General features: G+C 74.4%; 14 protein-coding genes. 6 read left to right on the forward strand and 8 right to left on the reverse strand.

All coding sequences use genetic code 11. The features are described 5' to 3' along the window. Positions 1-50: 50 nt before the first annotated feature. The 3 genes from HLA93_RS13430 to HLA93_RS13440 all read left to right on the forward strand — a co-directional run bounded on the left by HLA93_RS13430 (position 51) and on the right by HLA93_RS13440 (position 2,784). On the forward strand, positions 51-1,472 hold the full coding sequence (locus tag HLA93_RS13430; protein ID WP_308128114.1) for an MFS transporter: 1,422 nt from the start codon (positions 51-53) through the stop codon (positions 1,470-1,472). After that, positions 1,469-2,245 carry a thymidine kinase gene (locus HLA93_RS13435; protein WP_222194907.1) on the forward strand — a complete coding sequence of 259 codons (777 nt, stop codon included), beginning with the start codon at positions 1,469-1,471 and terminating at the stop codon, positions 2,243-2,245. The genes HLA93_RS13430 and HLA93_RS13435 overlap by 4 nt, the downstream gene beginning before the upstream one ends. 194 nt (positions 2,246-2,439) lie before the next feature. Continuing rightward, on the forward strand, positions 2,440-2,784 hold the full coding sequence (locus tag HLA93_RS13440; RefSeq protein ID WP_222194908.1) for an RNA polymerase-binding protein RbpA: 345 nt from the start codon (positions 2,440-2,442) through the stop codon (positions 2,782-2,784). Between the two features lie 85 nt (positions 2,785-2,869). Here the strand turns inward: HLA93_RS13440 and HLA93_RS13445 are convergent, their stop codons facing one another. From HLA93_RS13445 to HLA93_RS13480, 8 genes are all read right to left on the reverse strand, one after another. Further along, entirely contained in the window at positions 2,870-3,469 is a 600-nt protein-coding gene (locus tag HLA93_RS13445; RefSeq protein WP_246626638.1) for an FxsA family protein, read from the reverse strand. A gap of 37 nt (positions 3,470-3,506) precedes the next feature. Further along, entirely contained in the window at positions 3,507-4,313 is an 807-nt protein-coding gene (locus tag HLA93_RS13450) for a polyprenol monophosphomannose synthase (protein ID WP_222194909.1), read from the reverse strand. Beyond that, the gene (lnt, locus tag HLA93_RS13455; RefSeq protein ID WP_222194910.1) at positions 4,310-5,905 is read right to left on the reverse strand and encodes an apolipoprotein N-acyltransferase; all 1,596 of its coding nucleotides are present in this window, start codon (positions 5,903-5,905) and stop codon (positions 4,310-4,312) included. Before lnt ends, HLA93_RS13450 begins: the two co-directional genes overlap by 4 nt. A 183-nt stretch (positions 5,906-6,088) precedes the next feature. Further along, positions 6,089-6,484: a hotdog fold domain-containing protein gene (locus tag HLA93_RS13460; RefSeq protein ID WP_222194911.1), complete on the reverse strand. Its 396-nt coding sequence runs from the start codon at positions 6,482-6,484 to the stop codon at positions 6,089-6,091. Then, positions 6,481-7,257 (reverse strand): OAM dimerization domain-containing protein, encoded by a 777-nt coding sequence (locus HLA93_RS13465; protein ID WP_308128115.1) that lies wholly within the window; start codon positions 7,255-7,257, stop codon positions 6,481-6,483. The genes HLA93_RS13460 and HLA93_RS13465 overlap by 4 nt, the downstream gene beginning before the upstream one ends. Then, positions 7,250-8,827 carry a lysine 5,6-aminomutase subunit alpha gene (locus HLA93_RS13470; RefSeq protein WP_222194912.1) on the reverse strand — a complete coding sequence of 526 codons (1,578 nt, stop codon included), beginning with the start codon at positions 8,825-8,827 and terminating at the stop codon, positions 7,250-7,252. Before HLA93_RS13470 ends, HLA93_RS13465 begins: the two co-directional genes overlap by 8 nt. Before the next feature lie 115 nt (positions 8,828-8,942). Beyond that, a complete protein-coding gene (locus tag HLA93_RS13475; RefSeq protein ID WP_222194913.1) occupies positions 8,943-10,460 on the reverse strand; it encodes an amidohydrolase in 1,518 nt (505 codons plus the stop codon). Then, positions 10,457-11,494 (reverse strand): L-erythro-3,5-diaminohexanoate dehydrogenase, encoded by a 1,038-nt coding sequence (locus HLA93_RS13480; RefSeq protein ID WP_222194914.1) that lies wholly within the window; start codon positions 11,492-11,494, stop codon positions 10,457-10,459. Before HLA93_RS13480 ends, HLA93_RS13475 begins: the two co-directional genes overlap by 4 nt. A gap of 125 nt (positions 11,495-11,619) precedes the next feature. Here HLA93_RS13480 and HLA93_RS13485 point away from each other — a divergent pair, with 125 nt between their 5' ends. The 3 genes from HLA93_RS13485 to HLA93_RS13495 are packed head-to-tail and all read left to right on the forward strand — an operon-like array spanning position 11,620 to position 14,991. Then, positions 11,620-12,984, forward strand: a complete 1,365-nt coding sequence (locus HLA93_RS13485; RefSeq protein ID WP_222194915.1) for a KamA family radical SAM protein — start codon at positions 11,620-11,622, stop codon at positions 12,982-12,984. Positions 12,985-13,032: 48 nt separating this feature from the next. After that, entirely contained in the window at positions 13,033-13,545 is a 513-nt protein-coding gene (locus HLA93_RS13490) for a GNAT family N-acetyltransferase (protein ID WP_222194916.1), read from the forward strand. 12 nt (positions 13,546-13,557) lie between these two features. Beyond that, entirely contained in the window at positions 13,558-14,991 is a 1,434-nt protein-coding gene (locus HLA93_RS13495; protein WP_222194917.1) for a lipase maturation factor family protein, read from the forward strand. The last annotated feature ends 4 nt before the right edge of the window (positions 14,992-14,995 follow it).

Here is a 14,995-nt window from a genome sequence, read left to right on the forward strand (position 1 = left end):
CGACGTCCCGTGAGCCGCCGTCCCGGGAGCGAGGGCGCGGACGCCGTCCGGTGCAGGTGCTGGACCGCCGTCCCGGCGACTGGCACCCTGCGCCGGTGAGCGCCGTCCCGCAGGCCGACCAGCCCGCCGCCCCGACACCCGACCGCGCACTGCGGCGCGAGCGTGCCGGCTGGTACTCCTACGACTGGGCGATGTCGGTGTTCAACACCTCCGTCACCTCGGTCTTCCTCGCCCCGTACCTCACCTCGATCGCCGAGGCCGCCGCCGACGACGCCGGGCGGATCCACCCCCTGGGGATCAGCATCCCGCCGGGCAGCTGGTTCGGGTACGTGCTCTCGCTGTCGGTGCTGCTCCAGGTGTTCGTGCTGCCGCTCACCGGGGCGGTCGCCGACCGCAGCGGCGCCAAGCGGCAGCTGCTGGCCGCCTTCGCCGCGCTGGGCTCCCTGTGCACGATGGGGCTGTTCTTCGTCGCCGACGAGCGGTACCTGCTGGGCGCCGTCCTGTTCATCGTCGCCAACCTCTCCTTCGGCGCGGCCACCGTCGTCTACTACTCGTGGCTGCCCGACCTGGCCGGCCCCGACGAGCGGGACGCCGTCTCCAGCCGGGGCTGGGCCTGCGGCTACCTGGGCGGCGCGCTGCTGCTGGCCGGGAACCTGGTGCTGTTCACCCAGTACGAGTCGCTCGGGCTCACCGAGGGCGAGGCGGTGCGCATCTGCCTGGCCTCGGCCGGCGTCTGGTGGGCCGGGTTCACCCTGGTCAGCGTCTCCCTGCTGCGCAACCGGCGGCCGCGGGAGTCCGCCGTGGTCGGTGTGTCCGGCGCCGGTGCGTTGACCGGGGGCTTCCGCCAGCTCGCCGCCACGCTGCGCGACCTGCGCAACTACCGGCTGACGTTGTGGTTCCTCGCCGCCTACCTGCTGTTCAACGACGGGGTGCAGACGATCATCGGCGTCTCGGCGCAGTACGGCGCCGAGGAGCTGGACCTGTCCCAGACCACGCTGGTCTCCACGATCCTGCTGGTCCAGGTGGTGGCCTTCTTCGGCGCGATCGGGCTGGGCCGGGTCGCCGCCGTGGTCGGTGCCAAGCGCACCGTGCTGGCCAGCCTGGTGGTCTGGGTCGGGGTGCTGGTCGCCGCCTACTTCGTCCAGGCCGGCGCGGCCGTGCAGTTCTACCTGCTCGCCGTGGTCATCGGCTTCGTCCTCGGCGGGACGCAGGCGCTGTCCCGGTCGCTGTTCAGCCAGTTGATCCCGCCGGGCAAGGAGGCCGAGTACTTCGGCTTCTACGAGATCAGCGACCGGGGCACCAGCTGGCTGGGCCCCTTCCTGTTCGCCCTCACCTACCAGCTGACCGAGTCCTACCGGTACGCCATCTTCAGCCTGGTGCTGTTCTTCGTCCTGGGCGGCTGGCTGCTGCTCCGGTTGGACATGCGCCAGGCCATCGTGGCGGCCGGCAACACCCCGCCGGAGCGTCTGTGACCCTCTCCCCCGCCCTCTCGCCGCTGGGCCAGCCCGCTGTCGTCCCGTCCGCCGGTGACCGGCGACGGCACCCTGCACCGGCACACCTGGTGTTCTTCCACGGCCCGATGGACTGCGGGAAGTCGACCCTCGCGCTGCAGGTCGACCACAACCAGAGCCGGCAGGGCCGGCACGGGCTGTTGCTGACCCAGGGCGACCGGTCCGGGAGCCCGCAGATCAGCTCCCGGGTCGGGCTGCGCCGGGAGGCGCTGGAGCTGGACGGCGACGTCGACGTCCGACTGCTGGTCCGGGACCGCTGGGCGGCCGGGCAGCGCGTGGACTACCTGATCGTGGACGAGGCGCAGTTCCTGACCGGTGCCCAGGTGGAGCAGCTGGCCGAGCTGGTCGACGAGTCGCACGTGGACGTCTACGCGTTCGGCCTGACGACCGACTTCCGCACCCGGCTGTTCCCGGGCACCCAGCGGCTGTTCGAGCTGGCCGACGACGTGCAGCGGGTGCAGGTGGAGGTGCTGTGCTGGTGCGGGCTGCGCGGGCTGCTCAACGCCCGGGTGGTCGGCGGGGCGATGGTCCGGGAGGGGGCGACCGTGGTGGTGGCCGACACCGCGCCGGCCGCCGCCCCGGTGACCGCCGGGCCGGACGAGGGCGAGCAGGGCGAGGACGAGCAGGGCGAGGGTGAGCAGGCGGTCCGCTACCAGGTGCTCTGCCGTCGGCACTACACCCGCGGGCAGCTCGGGCCGACGCAGACCGGTCCGGGACAGCTGGCGTTGCGCTGAGTGAGCTCACCCTCACCCTTCGGGGGTGGTGCGGCGTCGATACCTCACCCCGTGCGATGATGTTGCGCTGACGACACGGAATCCATTTCCTTCATCTGTCGTTGACCCCTGCGACACCCCGCACCGGATGCGTGAGCATGCGGCTGCCCGGGCAGTCCAGAACTGACCACCACAGCACGAGAGGACGGTGTGCCATGGGCGAGCGATCCCTGCGCGGGAGCCGACTGGGCAGCGTGAGCTACGAGACCGAGCGCAACACCGCGCCCATCGAGCGGCAGTACGCCGAGTACCGGTGCGCCCAGGGGCACCTCGTCACGGTGCCCTTCGCCGATGACGCGGAGCTCCCCGACACCTGGGAGTGCAAGTACGACGGTTCGGCCGCCAAGCTCGTCGGTGGCTCGGAGCCAGCTCCCAAGAAGGTGAAGCCCCCGCGCACGCACTGGGACATGCTCCTGGAGCGTCGTTCGGTCGACGACCTCGAGGAGGTCCTCGCCGAGCGCCTCGAGGTGCTCCGCGGTCGCCGCACCCGCGCCAGCTGACGTCCGGCCCTCCTGACGGAGGGCCGCACCTGCACCACACAGAGCCCCAGCGGGACCACCCGCTGGGGCTCTCGTGCGTCCGGGGTCAGCGGCGGTCGTCCGGCGACACGTCCCCGTCGACGACCTGCCCGTCGATGACCTGCCCGTCGAACACCGGACCCCCGCCCATCCGGGACGCCGGACCGGCGCGGAACGGCTCGTCCGGCGCGCCGACCGGCTCGGTGCGCACCGAGCGCACCCGCACCGGGCCGCGCAGGTGGGCCGGCACCCGACGGGCCACGAACCGGGCGATCACGGCCCGCGGCAGCGCGCGGGTGGCCGGGAGCAGGCACAACAGCCCCAGCAGGTCCCCGAGGAAGCCGGGCAGCACCATCAGCAGGCCGCCGGCGGCGACCAGCCCCGCGTCACCCAGCGCCCGACCGGGAGCCCGGTGCTCCTGGGCCCGCAGCCGCAGCTCGCCCAGCGCCTTGGTGCCCTGGCGGGCCAGCAGCAGCCAGCCCAGCGCGCTGGTCACCAGTGTGGCGATGATCGTCCAGCCCAGTCCGATCTGGGCGGCCACCAGCACGTAGACGGCGACCTCGGCCAGCGCGGCCAGCCCGATCGACGTGCGCAGCCCCTGCCCCCGTCGGCGCGCCGCGGGGTGGCCGATCGCCCGGTCGCCGATCGCCCTGTCACCCATCGCCATCTACGCTCCTCCTCCGCCCGTCGGTGGCGGGCCCTCCCTACCGGAGGACCGTCGATCGCCGCCCGTCACGGGCCCGTGCCGGCACGGGACGGCGGACCCGGCCCGGCAGCCGGTCGGCCAGCCGGTCCGCGATGCCCCACCAGGTCACCCGTGCCAGTGCCTCTCCAACGATCGAGCCGCTCATCTTGCTCCGGCCGGCTGTGCGTTCGCTGAAGGCGATCGGCACCTCGACCACCCGGGCGCCGCTGCGCACCGCCCGCCACGCCCAGTCGACCTGGAAGCAGTAGCCCTGGCTGGCCACCTCGTCGAAGGGCAGTGCGGCGACCAGCTCCATCCGGGCGGCCCGGAACCCGCCGGTGGCGTCGGCCAGTGGCAGTCGCAGCGCCCAGCGGGTGTACAGGTTGCCCAGCCGGGACAGCGCCAGCCGGTGGGGTGGCCAGTCGAGCACCGAGCCGCCGGGCACGTACCGCGAACCGAGCACCAGGTCGGCCTCGGCCAGCGCGGTCAGCATCGCGGGCAGCCGGTCCGGGGGATGCGACCCGTCGGCGTCCATCTCGACCACGACCCCGTAGCCGTGCTCCTGGGCCCACCGGAAGCCGGCCACGTACGCGGGGCCCAGCCCGGCCTTGGCCGCCCGGTGGAGCACGTGCACCCGTTCGTCGGCGGCGGCGCGGGCGTCGGCCAGCTCGCCGGTGCCGTCGGGTGAGCCGTCGTCCACCACCAGGGCGTGCGCGGTGGGCACCGCGGCGTGCAGCCGGTCCAGGACGGCGCCCAGGTTGTCGACCTCGTCGTAGGTGGGGATGACGACGAGCACCGGCCCGGGGACGGCCGGGCGCCCCGTCACCGGGCGGCCAGCCGGCGCCGGACGGCGACCGCGAGGACGGCGCCCACGCCCAGGGCGGTGAGCAGCCACTCGGGCGCGGCGTCCAGCCGCTCGGCGACGGTGCGGGAGTCCCGCTGGGCGATCTCCTCGACGAAGGTGTCCGCGGTGAACAGCTCCGAGCGCTGGACCAGGGTGCCGTCCGGAGCCACCACGGCGCTGATGCCGCTGGTGGCCGCCACGACCACGGTGCGGCCGAACTCCACCGCGCGCACTCGGCTCATCGCCAGCTGCTGCTCGGTCTCGTCGGTGTAGCCGAAGGTGGCGTTGTTGGTCTGGACGACGATCATCCCCGCGCCGCCGTCCACGACGTCGGACACCAGCCCGTCGTAGGCGACCTCGAAGCAGATGACGTCGCCCACGTTGGCGCCGCCGATGGTCAGGTTGCCGTCCTGGGTGCCGTGCGCGAAGTCGGTGACCCGGTCGACCAGCGGGCTGAAGAAACGGAAGAACGGCCGCGCCGGCACGTACTCGGCCAGCGGCACCGGGTGCCGCTTGACGTAGGTCTCCCCCGGCCCGGTCACCGGGTCCCAGACGATCCCGGTGTTGGAGATCTGCTCCCCCGGCCCGTCGACGACCGCGCCGACCAGGATCGGGGCGCCGACGGCGGTGGCCGCGCGGCTGATCACCCGGGCGGCGTCGGCGTTGGTGTAGGGGTCGATGTCGGAGCTGTTCTCCGGCCAGATGACCAGGTCCGGCTGCGCGGCCTCACCCCGGGACACCGCCTCGGCGAGCTCCGTCGTCTGGGCGGCGTGGTTGTCCAGCACCGCTCGGCGCTGCGCGTTGAAGTCCAGCCCGGCCCGGGGCACGTTGCCCTGGATGACCGCCACGGTGCGAGTCGGGCCGCCCTCGGTCAGTGAAGAGCCGGCCAGTGGGAGGGCGGCCGCGGTGCCGAGCAGCGGGAGCGCCAGCGCCGCGACCACGGCGAGCGCGGCGGGCCGGCGACCGCGGTGACCATCGCGCCGGCTCCGGGCCAGGACGATCGCGGCGGCGGCCAGCAGCGTGCCGGTCAGCGCGACCGCGAAGCTCACCAGCGGCACCCCGCCGTAGGCGGCGAAGGCGGTGAACGGCCCCTCCGCCTGGCTGAACCCCAGCCGGCCCCAGGGGAAGCCGCCCAGCGGCCAGCGGCCACGCAGCGCCTCCTGGGCCACCCACAGGGCCGCCGTCCACACCGGCCAGCCCGGCAGCCGGGACACGGCGGCGGCAGCGCCGCCGAGCAGCGCGAGGTACAGCGCCTCGGTCACCGCCAGGGCAAGCCAGGGGAAGGCGCCGACGTAGATGCCGCTCCAGGACAGCAGGGGGACGAAGAAGACCAGGCCGAGCACCAGCCCCAGCCACAGCCCGCCGCGGACCCGCCGGCCGTGCACGGCCACGGTCAGCGCGGCCGGGCCCAGCACGGCCAGCGCCCAGACGTCGTGGCCGGGGAACGCCAGGAACATCGCCAGGCCGCCGGCCGCGGCCAGCGCGGTGCGCCAGGGCAGCCGGGGTCGTGGCCGTGCGGGCGGGGCGCTCGGGCGCTCCGCGTCGACCGTGCCGGTCGCCACCACTGCCGGCACGCCCCACCTCCGCCTCGTCCCGGGTCAGCCCCGGTCGTCGGGTGCGACGCGCGGCGCCGACCCGGTCGCGCACCCGTCGTCGCGACCGCCGTCCAGCATCCCACCCCGGCCGAGTGACCCGGTGGACGCCAGCCGGTGCCGAGCCCGGCCGGGACGTCGACGTGTCGACTCCCGGCCGCCCGGTCAGTCCTGGTCGGCCGGGACCACGAGCGTGGCCACCGCCTCGACCACCCGGACCGGCGGGTCGAGCACCCGTGCCGCCGACGCGCCCCGGGCGGGTTCGGCGCGGGCCACCACCTCGGCCCAGCAGCGCAGCTCCCGGCTGCGGCGGCCCACCCGGACCACCTCGCAGGAGGCCTCCAGCACGTCGCCGGCCTGGACGGGGGCCAGGAACCGGACCTCCGAGTAGCCGGCCAGCAGCCCCTCGTCGCCGTCGGTGCGGATGGCCACCTCGGTGGCGACGTCGCCGAACAGGCCGAGGGTGTACGCGCCGTCGACCAGGTCGCCGCCGTAGTGGGCGTGCGCGTAGGGCACGTAGCGGCGGTGGGTGACGGTCAGTCCGACCCGGGCGTCGGTCATGCGGTTGCCTCCTCGGGGACGAGTGCGTGCACCAGGTAGCTGGCGACCTCGCCGGGCGTCGTCCCCCGGCCGAAGACCTTGTCCACGCCCAGCTCGGCGGCCATCGCGGGGTCGAAGCGGGGCCCGCCGACCACCAGCAGCGGCCGGGACTCCCCCATCGCCTCGCGGAACGCCCCGGCCAGCTCGCGGGTGTTGCGCAGGTGGGCGTCCTTCTGGGTGACCACCTGGGAGACCAGGACGGCGTCGGCCTTCCGGGCGCGGGCGGCGTGCACCAGCTCGGGCACGCTGACCTGGGCGCCGAGGTTGGCGACCTGCAGCTCCCGGTAGTACTCCAGGCCCTTCTCCCCCGCGAAGCCCTTGAGGTTGAGGATCGCGTCGATGCCCACGGTGTGCGCGTCGGTGCCGATGCAGGCCCCCAGGACGACGAGACTGCGCCGCAGCCGGGTCTTCACCGCCGCGTTGACCTCGCCGGGCGACAGCAGCGGGTAGGCCCGCTCCTCGACCTGGACGGCGTCCAGGTCGACCAGGTGCCGCACGCTGCCGTAGACGATGAAGAAGGTGAACCCCTCCCCGATGGGCGTGCTGTGCACGACCATGGCCGGCTCGATGCCCATCTTCTGCGCCAGCTGCAGCGCTGCGCCCTCGGCCTTGGGCCCGGGCGGCACGGGGAGCGTGAACGACGTCTGCACCATCCCGTCACCGGTGGTGTCCCCGTAGGGCCGCACGACACTCCCGGCGCGGCCATGTTGGCCAACATGGCCGGTCTCAGGCACGGGCCACCTCCCGGGTGAGCAGCTCGGTGGCCGGGTCGTAGTGGTCGGCGGCCTTGGCGACGACGCCGTCGAGGCCCTTGCCGCCGTCCGGGGAGCGCTTGGTGATGCCGAAGGTGCCGTCGGCGATCGCCTGGATCAGCCCCTGTGGGTGCGCGGCGATCCGTTCCAGCAGGTCGACGGCCTCGGTGAGCACGGTGTGGGCGCGGCGGTCGATGAACCCGCCCGGCTGCGGGGCGAAGTCCTCGTGCAGGTTGCCCGCGGCCTCCAGCACGTACCGGACGTTGCGCAGCGCCAGGTCGCGGTCGCTCAGCCACGGGGTGACCACGGCCTCGGTCATCATCCCGACCAGCAGGATGCCCTGGCCGGTGAGCGCTCCGGCCAGGTTGAAGAAGCCGTCGAGCAGGTAGCCGCGGAAGACGTCGCCGGTCATGTGCTTGGTCGGCGGCATCCACTTCAGCGGCGCGTCCGGGAACAGGCCGCGGGCCAGCAGCGCGTGCGCCAGCTCGAGCCGGAACGACTCGGGCACCGCCGGGTCGATCTCGAAGGCGTGCCCCAGGCCCAGCTGCCAGTCCGCCAGCCCCGCCTCGTGCGCCAGGTGCTCGTTGAGCAGCTGGCTGACCGTGACGGTGTGCGCCTCGTCGACGGCGTCGGCGGTGGTGAGGTAGTTGTCCTCGCCGGTGTTGATGATGATCCCGGCCCGGGCGTGCACCATCCGGCTGAACCGCTGGTCGACGAAGGTGCGACGCGGGTTGATGTCGCGGAAGAGGATCCCGTACATCGCGTCGTTGAGCATCATGTCCAGCCGTTCCAGCCCGGCCAGGACGGCGATCTCGGGCATGCACAGCCCGGACGCGTAGTTGGTCAACCGCACGTACCGGCCCAGCTCTGCGCTGACGTCGTCCAGTGCGGCGCGCATCAGCCGGAAGTTCTCCTGGGTGGCGTACGTGCCGGCGTAGCCGGTGCGGGTGGCGCCCTCGGGCACGTAGTCCAGCAGCGACTGCCCGGTGGACCGGATGACCGCGATGACGTCGGCCCCGGCCCGGGCTGCGGCCTGAGCCTGCGGGATGTCCTCGTGGATGTCGCCGGTGGCCACGATCAGGTAGATCCACGGACGGCGGGGCGGGTCGCCGTGGGTGGCCACCAGTTCCGCCCGGCGGGCCCGGTTCGCGTCGATCCGGGCGATCCCGGCGCCGACCGCGGCGAGGGCGGCCTCCCGGGCCCGCTCGGCGGCGGCCCCCTCGGGCACGGTGAACCGCGCGGTGCCGGCGCCCACCTGCTCGGCCAGGCCCTGCAGCGTGCCGCCGCCGGCGAGGGCGTGCCAGACCGGCAGGGCGACCCCGTGCTCCAGCCCGACCTGGTCGCGGACGGCGTCGACGACCCGGTTGACCCAGGGCACCTCGCCCTCGCCGTCCAGGGGGTCGGTGCCGGTGAGGCCGGCCAGCCGCAGCTGGGCGCGTTCCACCGAGACCGTCGTGTACGTCGACGCCAGGTCGACCACCGGCGCGGCGGCCCGCGCGGCCAGCTCCCGCGCCCGCGCCACCAGCACCGGGTCCAGCGCGAGCCGGCTCATCGCCGTCCCCCACACGCGCTTGATCGCGCGAAAGCGCGCGGGCTTGGTCGCGCGAAAGCGCGCGGGCTTGATCGCGCGAAAGCGCGCGGGCTTGATCGCGCGAAAGCGCGGTGGGTCATCGGGGGGCTCCGATCGGTTCGCCGGCCACCAGAAGATGTCGGCAGGCGGGGCGGGCGCGGGCGGTCAGGACGGCGGAGAGCGTCAGCTCGGTGGCCCACAGGGCGAGGTCCGCCGGGGCGCCCACCGCCAGCGGGCCTTCCGCGTGCTCGGCCCGCGCGGCCACCCAGCCGCCGTGCGTCGCGGCGTCGAAGGCGTCGAAGGGGCGCATCCCCGATCCGGGCGTGGTGTGGTCGATCGCGGCGAACACCCCGCCCCACGGGTCCAGCGTCGTGACCGGGGCGTCGCTGCCGAGCGCCACCGTCACCCCGGCGTCCACGAAGTCGGCCAGCGGGTTGCAGTCGGCGGCCCGCTCGACGCCCAGCCGCTCGGCGTACATGCCGGTGGGCCCGCCCCAGGCAGCGTCGAACGCCGGCTGCACGCTGGCCACCATCCCCCAGGCGCGCAGCTGGTCGATCGCGTCGGGGCTGACCATCTCCACGTGCTCCAGCCGGTGCCGGCAGGCCCGGACCGCGTCCCGGCCGAGCTCCGCGACGACGGTGCCGACCGCGGTGAGCACCTGGTCGACGGCGGCGTCCCCGATGCAGTGGAAGCCCGCCTGCACGCCGGCGACGGTGCAGGCGCGGACGTGCTCGACCAGGACGGCGGTGTCGAAGCGCAGCGCGCCGGTGGTCTCCGGCCGGTCGGCGTAGGGGGTCGACAGCGCGGCGGTGTGCGAGCCGAACGCACCGTCGCAGAACAGGTCGCCGCCGGCGCCGGCCAGGCCCAGCTCCCGGACGACGTCCAGGCCGCCGCGGTCGGACAGCTCGCCCCACCACCCCAGCACCCGTGGGCCGGGAGCGTCCGCGGCCAGCGCCAGCAGTGCGGCGAGGTCCTCGGCGCTGGAGACCTCCGGGCCGGCCATCTCGTGCACGGTGCCGATGCCCAGCGCGACCGCGGCGTCCAGGGCGGCCCGTTGTGCGGTGCGGCGCTGGTCGGGTGGCACCGACCCGTAGGCGGCCCGCCGGGCGGCGGAGTGGGCGTCGAGCCGGAGCCGGCCGTCGGGGCTGTACCCGGGCAGCTCGGTGATCCCGGGGACCCGGTCCAGCAGCGCCGTGGAGACGGTGGCCGAGTGCACGTCGACCCGGGCCAGGTAGGCCGGCCGCTCCCCCACCACGGCGTCCAGGTCGTGCCGGGTCAGGCCGCGGCCCTCGGGCCAGTCGGTCTCGTCCCAGCCGGTGCCCAGCACCGTGCCGGTGGGTGCGGCGGCGGCCTGCTCGGCGAGCCGGACGACGGCGGCGCGGAGGCTGTCGGCGCCGTGCAGGTCCAGCCCGGTGAGCGCCAGCCCGGTGGCGGTGGCGTGCACGTGGGCATCGACGAACGCCGGGGTCAGCAGCGCTCCCCCACCGTCCAGCACCCGGCCGGACGACGGCGCGTCGGCGGCCGCCCCCAGCCAGGCGATCCGTCCGGCCACGACGTGCACCGCCTGCCCGGGCCGGTCGCCGACCGTCACGTCCCGCACGAGCAGCTCGCTCATGAGGTGTGGACCCGCGGCTCGATCAGGGCCCGCACGCCCGGCGAGCGCCGGTAGAGGTCCATCGCCAGGGCCGCGTGCCCCGGCGTGTAGCCGTTGCCCACCAGCATCGTCACGTCCGCCGCCATCCCCTCAGCTCCCAGGGCCGCCGCCGAGAAGGACGTGGCCATGGAGAAGAAGACCACGGTGCCGCCGTCGGCCGTCGCGAGGACCGCCCCGTGCTCGGCACCGGGGACGTCGACGCAGACCACGGTGACGTCGACCGGGTCGCCGACGGCCGCGGCGACGGCGAGCGGGTCGGTGGCGTCGGCCACCACGACCTGGTCGGCGAGCCCGGCGGCGCGCAGTGCGGTGGCCTCGCGCTCGTCGCGGACGACGCCGACCAGCCGGCCGGCGCGGGCGTCGCGCGCGGCGGCCAGGCTCAGCGACCCGGACTTCCCGGCGGCACCCAGGACGGCGACCGAGGGGCGGTGGCCGGAGCGGTGCACGACCCGCTCGGTGGCCGCCGGCGCCCCGCACACGTCCAGGACGGCGAGGGCCACCTCCTGCGGCAGGTCGTCGGGCAGCACGGCGGCGATCGAGCGGGCGAAGAGCACGGCGGTGCCGGCGGTGGGCACCTGCTCGCTGCGGCCGTCCCAGTGCGCCAGGGCGTCGGTGATCCGCAGCGGGGTGAGGGTGAGCGAGACGAGGGTGGCGACCCGCTGCCCCGGTTCCAGCCCCAGCGGTGAGGAGTCGCCCACCTCGTCGACGACGCCGATCAGCATCCCGCCGGAGCCGGTGACCGGGTTGTGCATCTTGCCCCGGCTCTCGATGATCCCGAGCACCGCGGCCCGCACCCGGTCGCCGTCCCCGTCGTGCTGCTCGGCCAGCTGCCGGTAGGAGGCCGCGTCGAGGTTCAGCCGGTGGACGGCGATCCGCACCTCGTCGGGACCGATGCGCGGGTCGGCGTCCAGCCGGTGGGCGGCCTGGGGCAGCACGCCGAGCGGCTCGAGCACCCGGTGCACCCCGAGGCTGCGGTGCAGTGCGTTGACGGCCACCGTCGTCCCTTCGTCATCTCCCGCCCGACACGGGAGAACCTAGCGTGATGTCGGCTCTGAGCCGTATTTCTTCCCGTAGGGTCGCCGTGTCGAGGCCCGACTTCCCGGTCCAACAGGAGTGCCCAGTGCTGGAGCAGCCCTACGAGTACACCGCGCGCGAGCTCGTCGAGCCCGACTGGCGCCGCCTGCCCGGCTTCGCCGGCGTCACCGACGAGGAGTGGCGCAGCGCCCAGTGGCAGCGCGCGCACTGCGTGAAGAACGTGCGCCAGCTGCGTGGCGTCTACGGCGACCTGCTCGACGAGGCGTTCTACGCCGACCTGGAGGCCGACCAGACCGGCGCCGCGACGATGTCGCTGCTGCTGCCGCCGCAGATGCTCAACACGATGGTGCCCACCGGGACGCCGACGACCGCGGCGATGCTGGCCGACCCGGTGCGCCGCTACATGCTCCCGGTCGCCTCCGACCGGCTCGCCGGCGACTACGCCAGCCACCCCTACGCCTCCCGCGACTCGCTGCACGAGCACGAGATGTGGGCCGTCGAGGGGCTCACCCACCGCTACCCGACCAAGGTGCTGGCCGAGCTGCTGTCGACCTGTCCGCAGTACTGCGGGCACTGCACCCGGATGGACCTGGTGGGCAACTCGACCCCCGCCGTCCCGAAGCTCAAGTTCGAGCTCAAGCCGGTCGACCGGCAGGGCGCGATGCTGCAGTACCTGCGCGACACCCCCGGCGTCCGGGACGTCGTCGTCTCCGGCGGCGACGTGGCCAACCTGCCGTTCAAGAACCTGGAGGCGTTCGTCGCCGGGCTGCTGGAGATCGACTCGATCCGCGACATCCGGCTGGCGTCCAAGGCGCTGATGGGCCTGCCGCAGCACTGGCTGCAGGGCGAGGTGCTCGACGGGATGGGCCGGCTGGCCGCGACCGCCCGGGCCCGCGGCGTCTCGCTCGCGGTGCACACCCACGTCAACGCCGCCCAGTCGGTGACCCCGCTGGTCGCCGAGGCCGCCCGGGCGCTGCTGGCCGTCGGCGTGCGGGACGTGCGCAACCAGGGGGTGCTGCTCGAGGGGGTCAACGCCACCGCCGGCCAGCTGCTCGACCTCTGCTTCGCCCTGCTCGACGGCGCCTCGATCACGCCCTACTACTTCTACATGTGCGACATGATCCCCAGCGCCGAGCACTGGCGGGTCTCGCTCGCGACGGCGCAGACGCTGCAGCACGACGTGATGGGCTACCTGCCCGGCTTCGCCACGCCGCGGATCGTCTGCGACGTGCCCTACGTCGGCAAGCGCTGGGTGCACCAGGTCGCCGAGTACGACCGTGAGCTCGGCATCTCGTACTGGACGAAGAACTACCGCACCGGCATCGAGCGCACCGACGAGGCGGCCCTGGACCGGCGGCACACCTACTACGACCCGATCCACACCCTCGGGCCCGAGGGCCGCGCCTGGTGGGCCGCCCACCGCACCCCGCAGCTCACCCCGGTCGGCTGATGGACGGCCCGGGTTTCCGGGCTCGTGGACGGCGGTAGCTCCCCCGGGGTGGAACTGCTGTGCACCGACCGGCTGCGGCTGCGCGCCTGGACGACGTCCGACGCCGACCTGACCCGCCTGGCCGACCTGTACAGCCGCGATGAGGTGACCCGCTGGCTCGGTGGTGGGCCGACGGTGCCCCCGGCGGAGCTGGTCGAGCGCTGGCGGCTGGTGCACGAGCTGGACCCGGTGCACGGCTGCTGGGCGATCGACCCGCAGGACGGCGGACCGCCGGCGGGCACCGTGCTGCTCAAGCCGCTGCCGCAGGGGGTCGGTGAGGTGGAGGTCGGCTGGCACCTGCACCCGGACAGCTGGGGCCGCGGCTACGCCACCGAGGCGGCGCGGGCCGTGGTCGACCGGGCCTTCGACGACGGGCTGCTGGAGGTCTACGCCGTCGTCCGGCCGGGCAACGAGCCCTCGCTCGCGGTGTGCCGGAAGCTCGGCATGCAGCCGCTGGGCCGCACCACCCGCTGGTACGACACCGAGCTGGTGGCCTTCCGGCTCGAGTCGCCGGCGGCCTGAGGGCGACCGGCCGTGGACTGGTTCGCCGATCCGGGCGCCTGGGAGGGGCGGCTGGTGCTCACCCGCGGGGTGGCGCTGGTCTACCTGATCGCGTTCGTCGCCGCGCTGCGCCAGGGCCCGGCGCTGATCGGCACGTCCGGGCTCACCCCGGTGCCGCGGTACCTGCAGTGGGCCTCGTGGCGGAGGGCCCCGAGCCTGTTCCACCTGTACTGGTCCGACCGGTTCTTCGCCGGTTGCTGCTGGACCGGCATCGCGCTCGCCGTCGCCGCCCTGGTCGGGCTGGCCGACCGGTTGCCGCTGGCCGGCTGGATGGCGCTGTGGCTGGTGCTGTGGGGGCTGTACCTGTCGATCGTGCACGTCGGCCAGATCTGGTACGGCTTCGGCTGGGAGTCGCTGCTGCTCGAGGTCGGCTTCCTGGTGGTGTTCCTCGGTCCGGCGCACGTCGCACCACCCACCCTGGGCATGTGGCTGGTGCGCTGGCTGCTGTTCCGGCTGGAGTTCGGGGCCGGGCTGATCAAGATGCGCGGCGACCGGTGCTGGCGGGACCTGACCTGCCTGGCGTACCACCACGAGACCCAGCCGATGCCCAACCCGCTCAGCTGGTGGTTCCACCGGCTCAGCCCGCGGCTGCACCGGGTGGAGACGCTGGCCAACCACGTCACCCAGCTGGTCGTGGTGTTCGGGCTGCTCGCGCCCCAGCCGATCGCCGGGGTGGCCGCAGCGGTCATCGTGGTCACCCAGGGCTACCTGCTGATCAGTGGCAACTTCGCCTGGCTGAACGCGCTGACCCTGGTGCTCGGGCTCTCCCTGCTGGACGGCCGGTGGCTGGCCGCGGTGCTGCCCGACCGCCCGGCCGACCTCGCCACCCCGACCTGGCATGCCGTCGTGGTCGTCGTCCTGGCCCTGCTGGTCGCGGCGCTGAGCATCGCGCCGGTGCGCAACCTGCTGTCGGCCTCCCAGCGGATGAACACCAGCTTCGACCCGCTGCGACTGGTGAACAGCTACGGCGCCTTCGGCTCGGTCACCAAGGTGCGCCGGGAGCTGGTGGTGCAGGCGACCGACAGCCCCGGGCCGGACGCGGTGTGGCGGGAGTACGAGTTCCGCGGCAAGCCCGGGGACGTGCACCGCCGGCCCCCGCAGTGGGCGCCGTACCACCTGCGACTGGACTGGCTGATGTGGTTCGTCGCCCTCTCCCCCGCCTACGGCCGCTCGTGGCTGGTGCCGTTCGTGGGCAAGCTGCTGGACGCCGACCCGGCCACCCTGCGGTTGCTGCGATCGGCGCCCTTCGGCACGCAGCGCCCGGCCGCCGTCCGGGTGCTGCTGTACCGCTACCGGTTCACCACCCGCGCCGAGCGGCGGGAGACCGGCGCCTGGTGGCACCGGACGTACGAGCGGGAGCTCGTGGCGCCGGTGACGGCGGAGGACCTGGCTGCCCGGACACGGTGACGGG

This window comes from Modestobacter italicus, assembly GCF_019799965.1.
Taxonomy (GTDB): Bacteria; Actinomycetota; Actinomycetes; order Mycobacteriales; family Geodermatophilaceae; genus Modestobacter; species Modestobacter italicus_A.

What these genes read in the sequence shown, in the direction of transcription:
- HLA93_RS13440 (WP_222194908.1), top strand. Translation starts at nt 2,440, where the DNA reads ATGGGCGAGCGATCCCTGCGCGGGAGCCGACTGGGCAGCGTGAGCTAC.
- HLA93_RS13445 (WP_246626638.1), bottom strand. Translation starts at nt 3,469, where the DNA reads ATGGCGATGGGTGACAGGGCGATCGGCGACCGGGCGATCGGCCACCCC.
- HLA93_RS13460 (WP_222194911.1), bottom strand. Translation starts at nt 6,484, where the DNA reads ATGACCGACGCCCGGGTCGGACTGACCGTCACCCACCGCCGCTACGTG.
- HLA93_RS13470 (WP_222194912.1), bottom strand. Translation starts at nt 8,827, where the DNA reads ATGAGCCGGCTCGCGCTGGACCCGGTGCTGGTGGCGCGGGCGCGGGAG.
- HLA93_RS13475 (WP_222194913.1), bottom strand. Translation starts at nt 10,460, where the DNA reads ATGAGCGAGCTGCTCGTGCGGGACGTGACGGTCGGCGACCGGCCCGGG.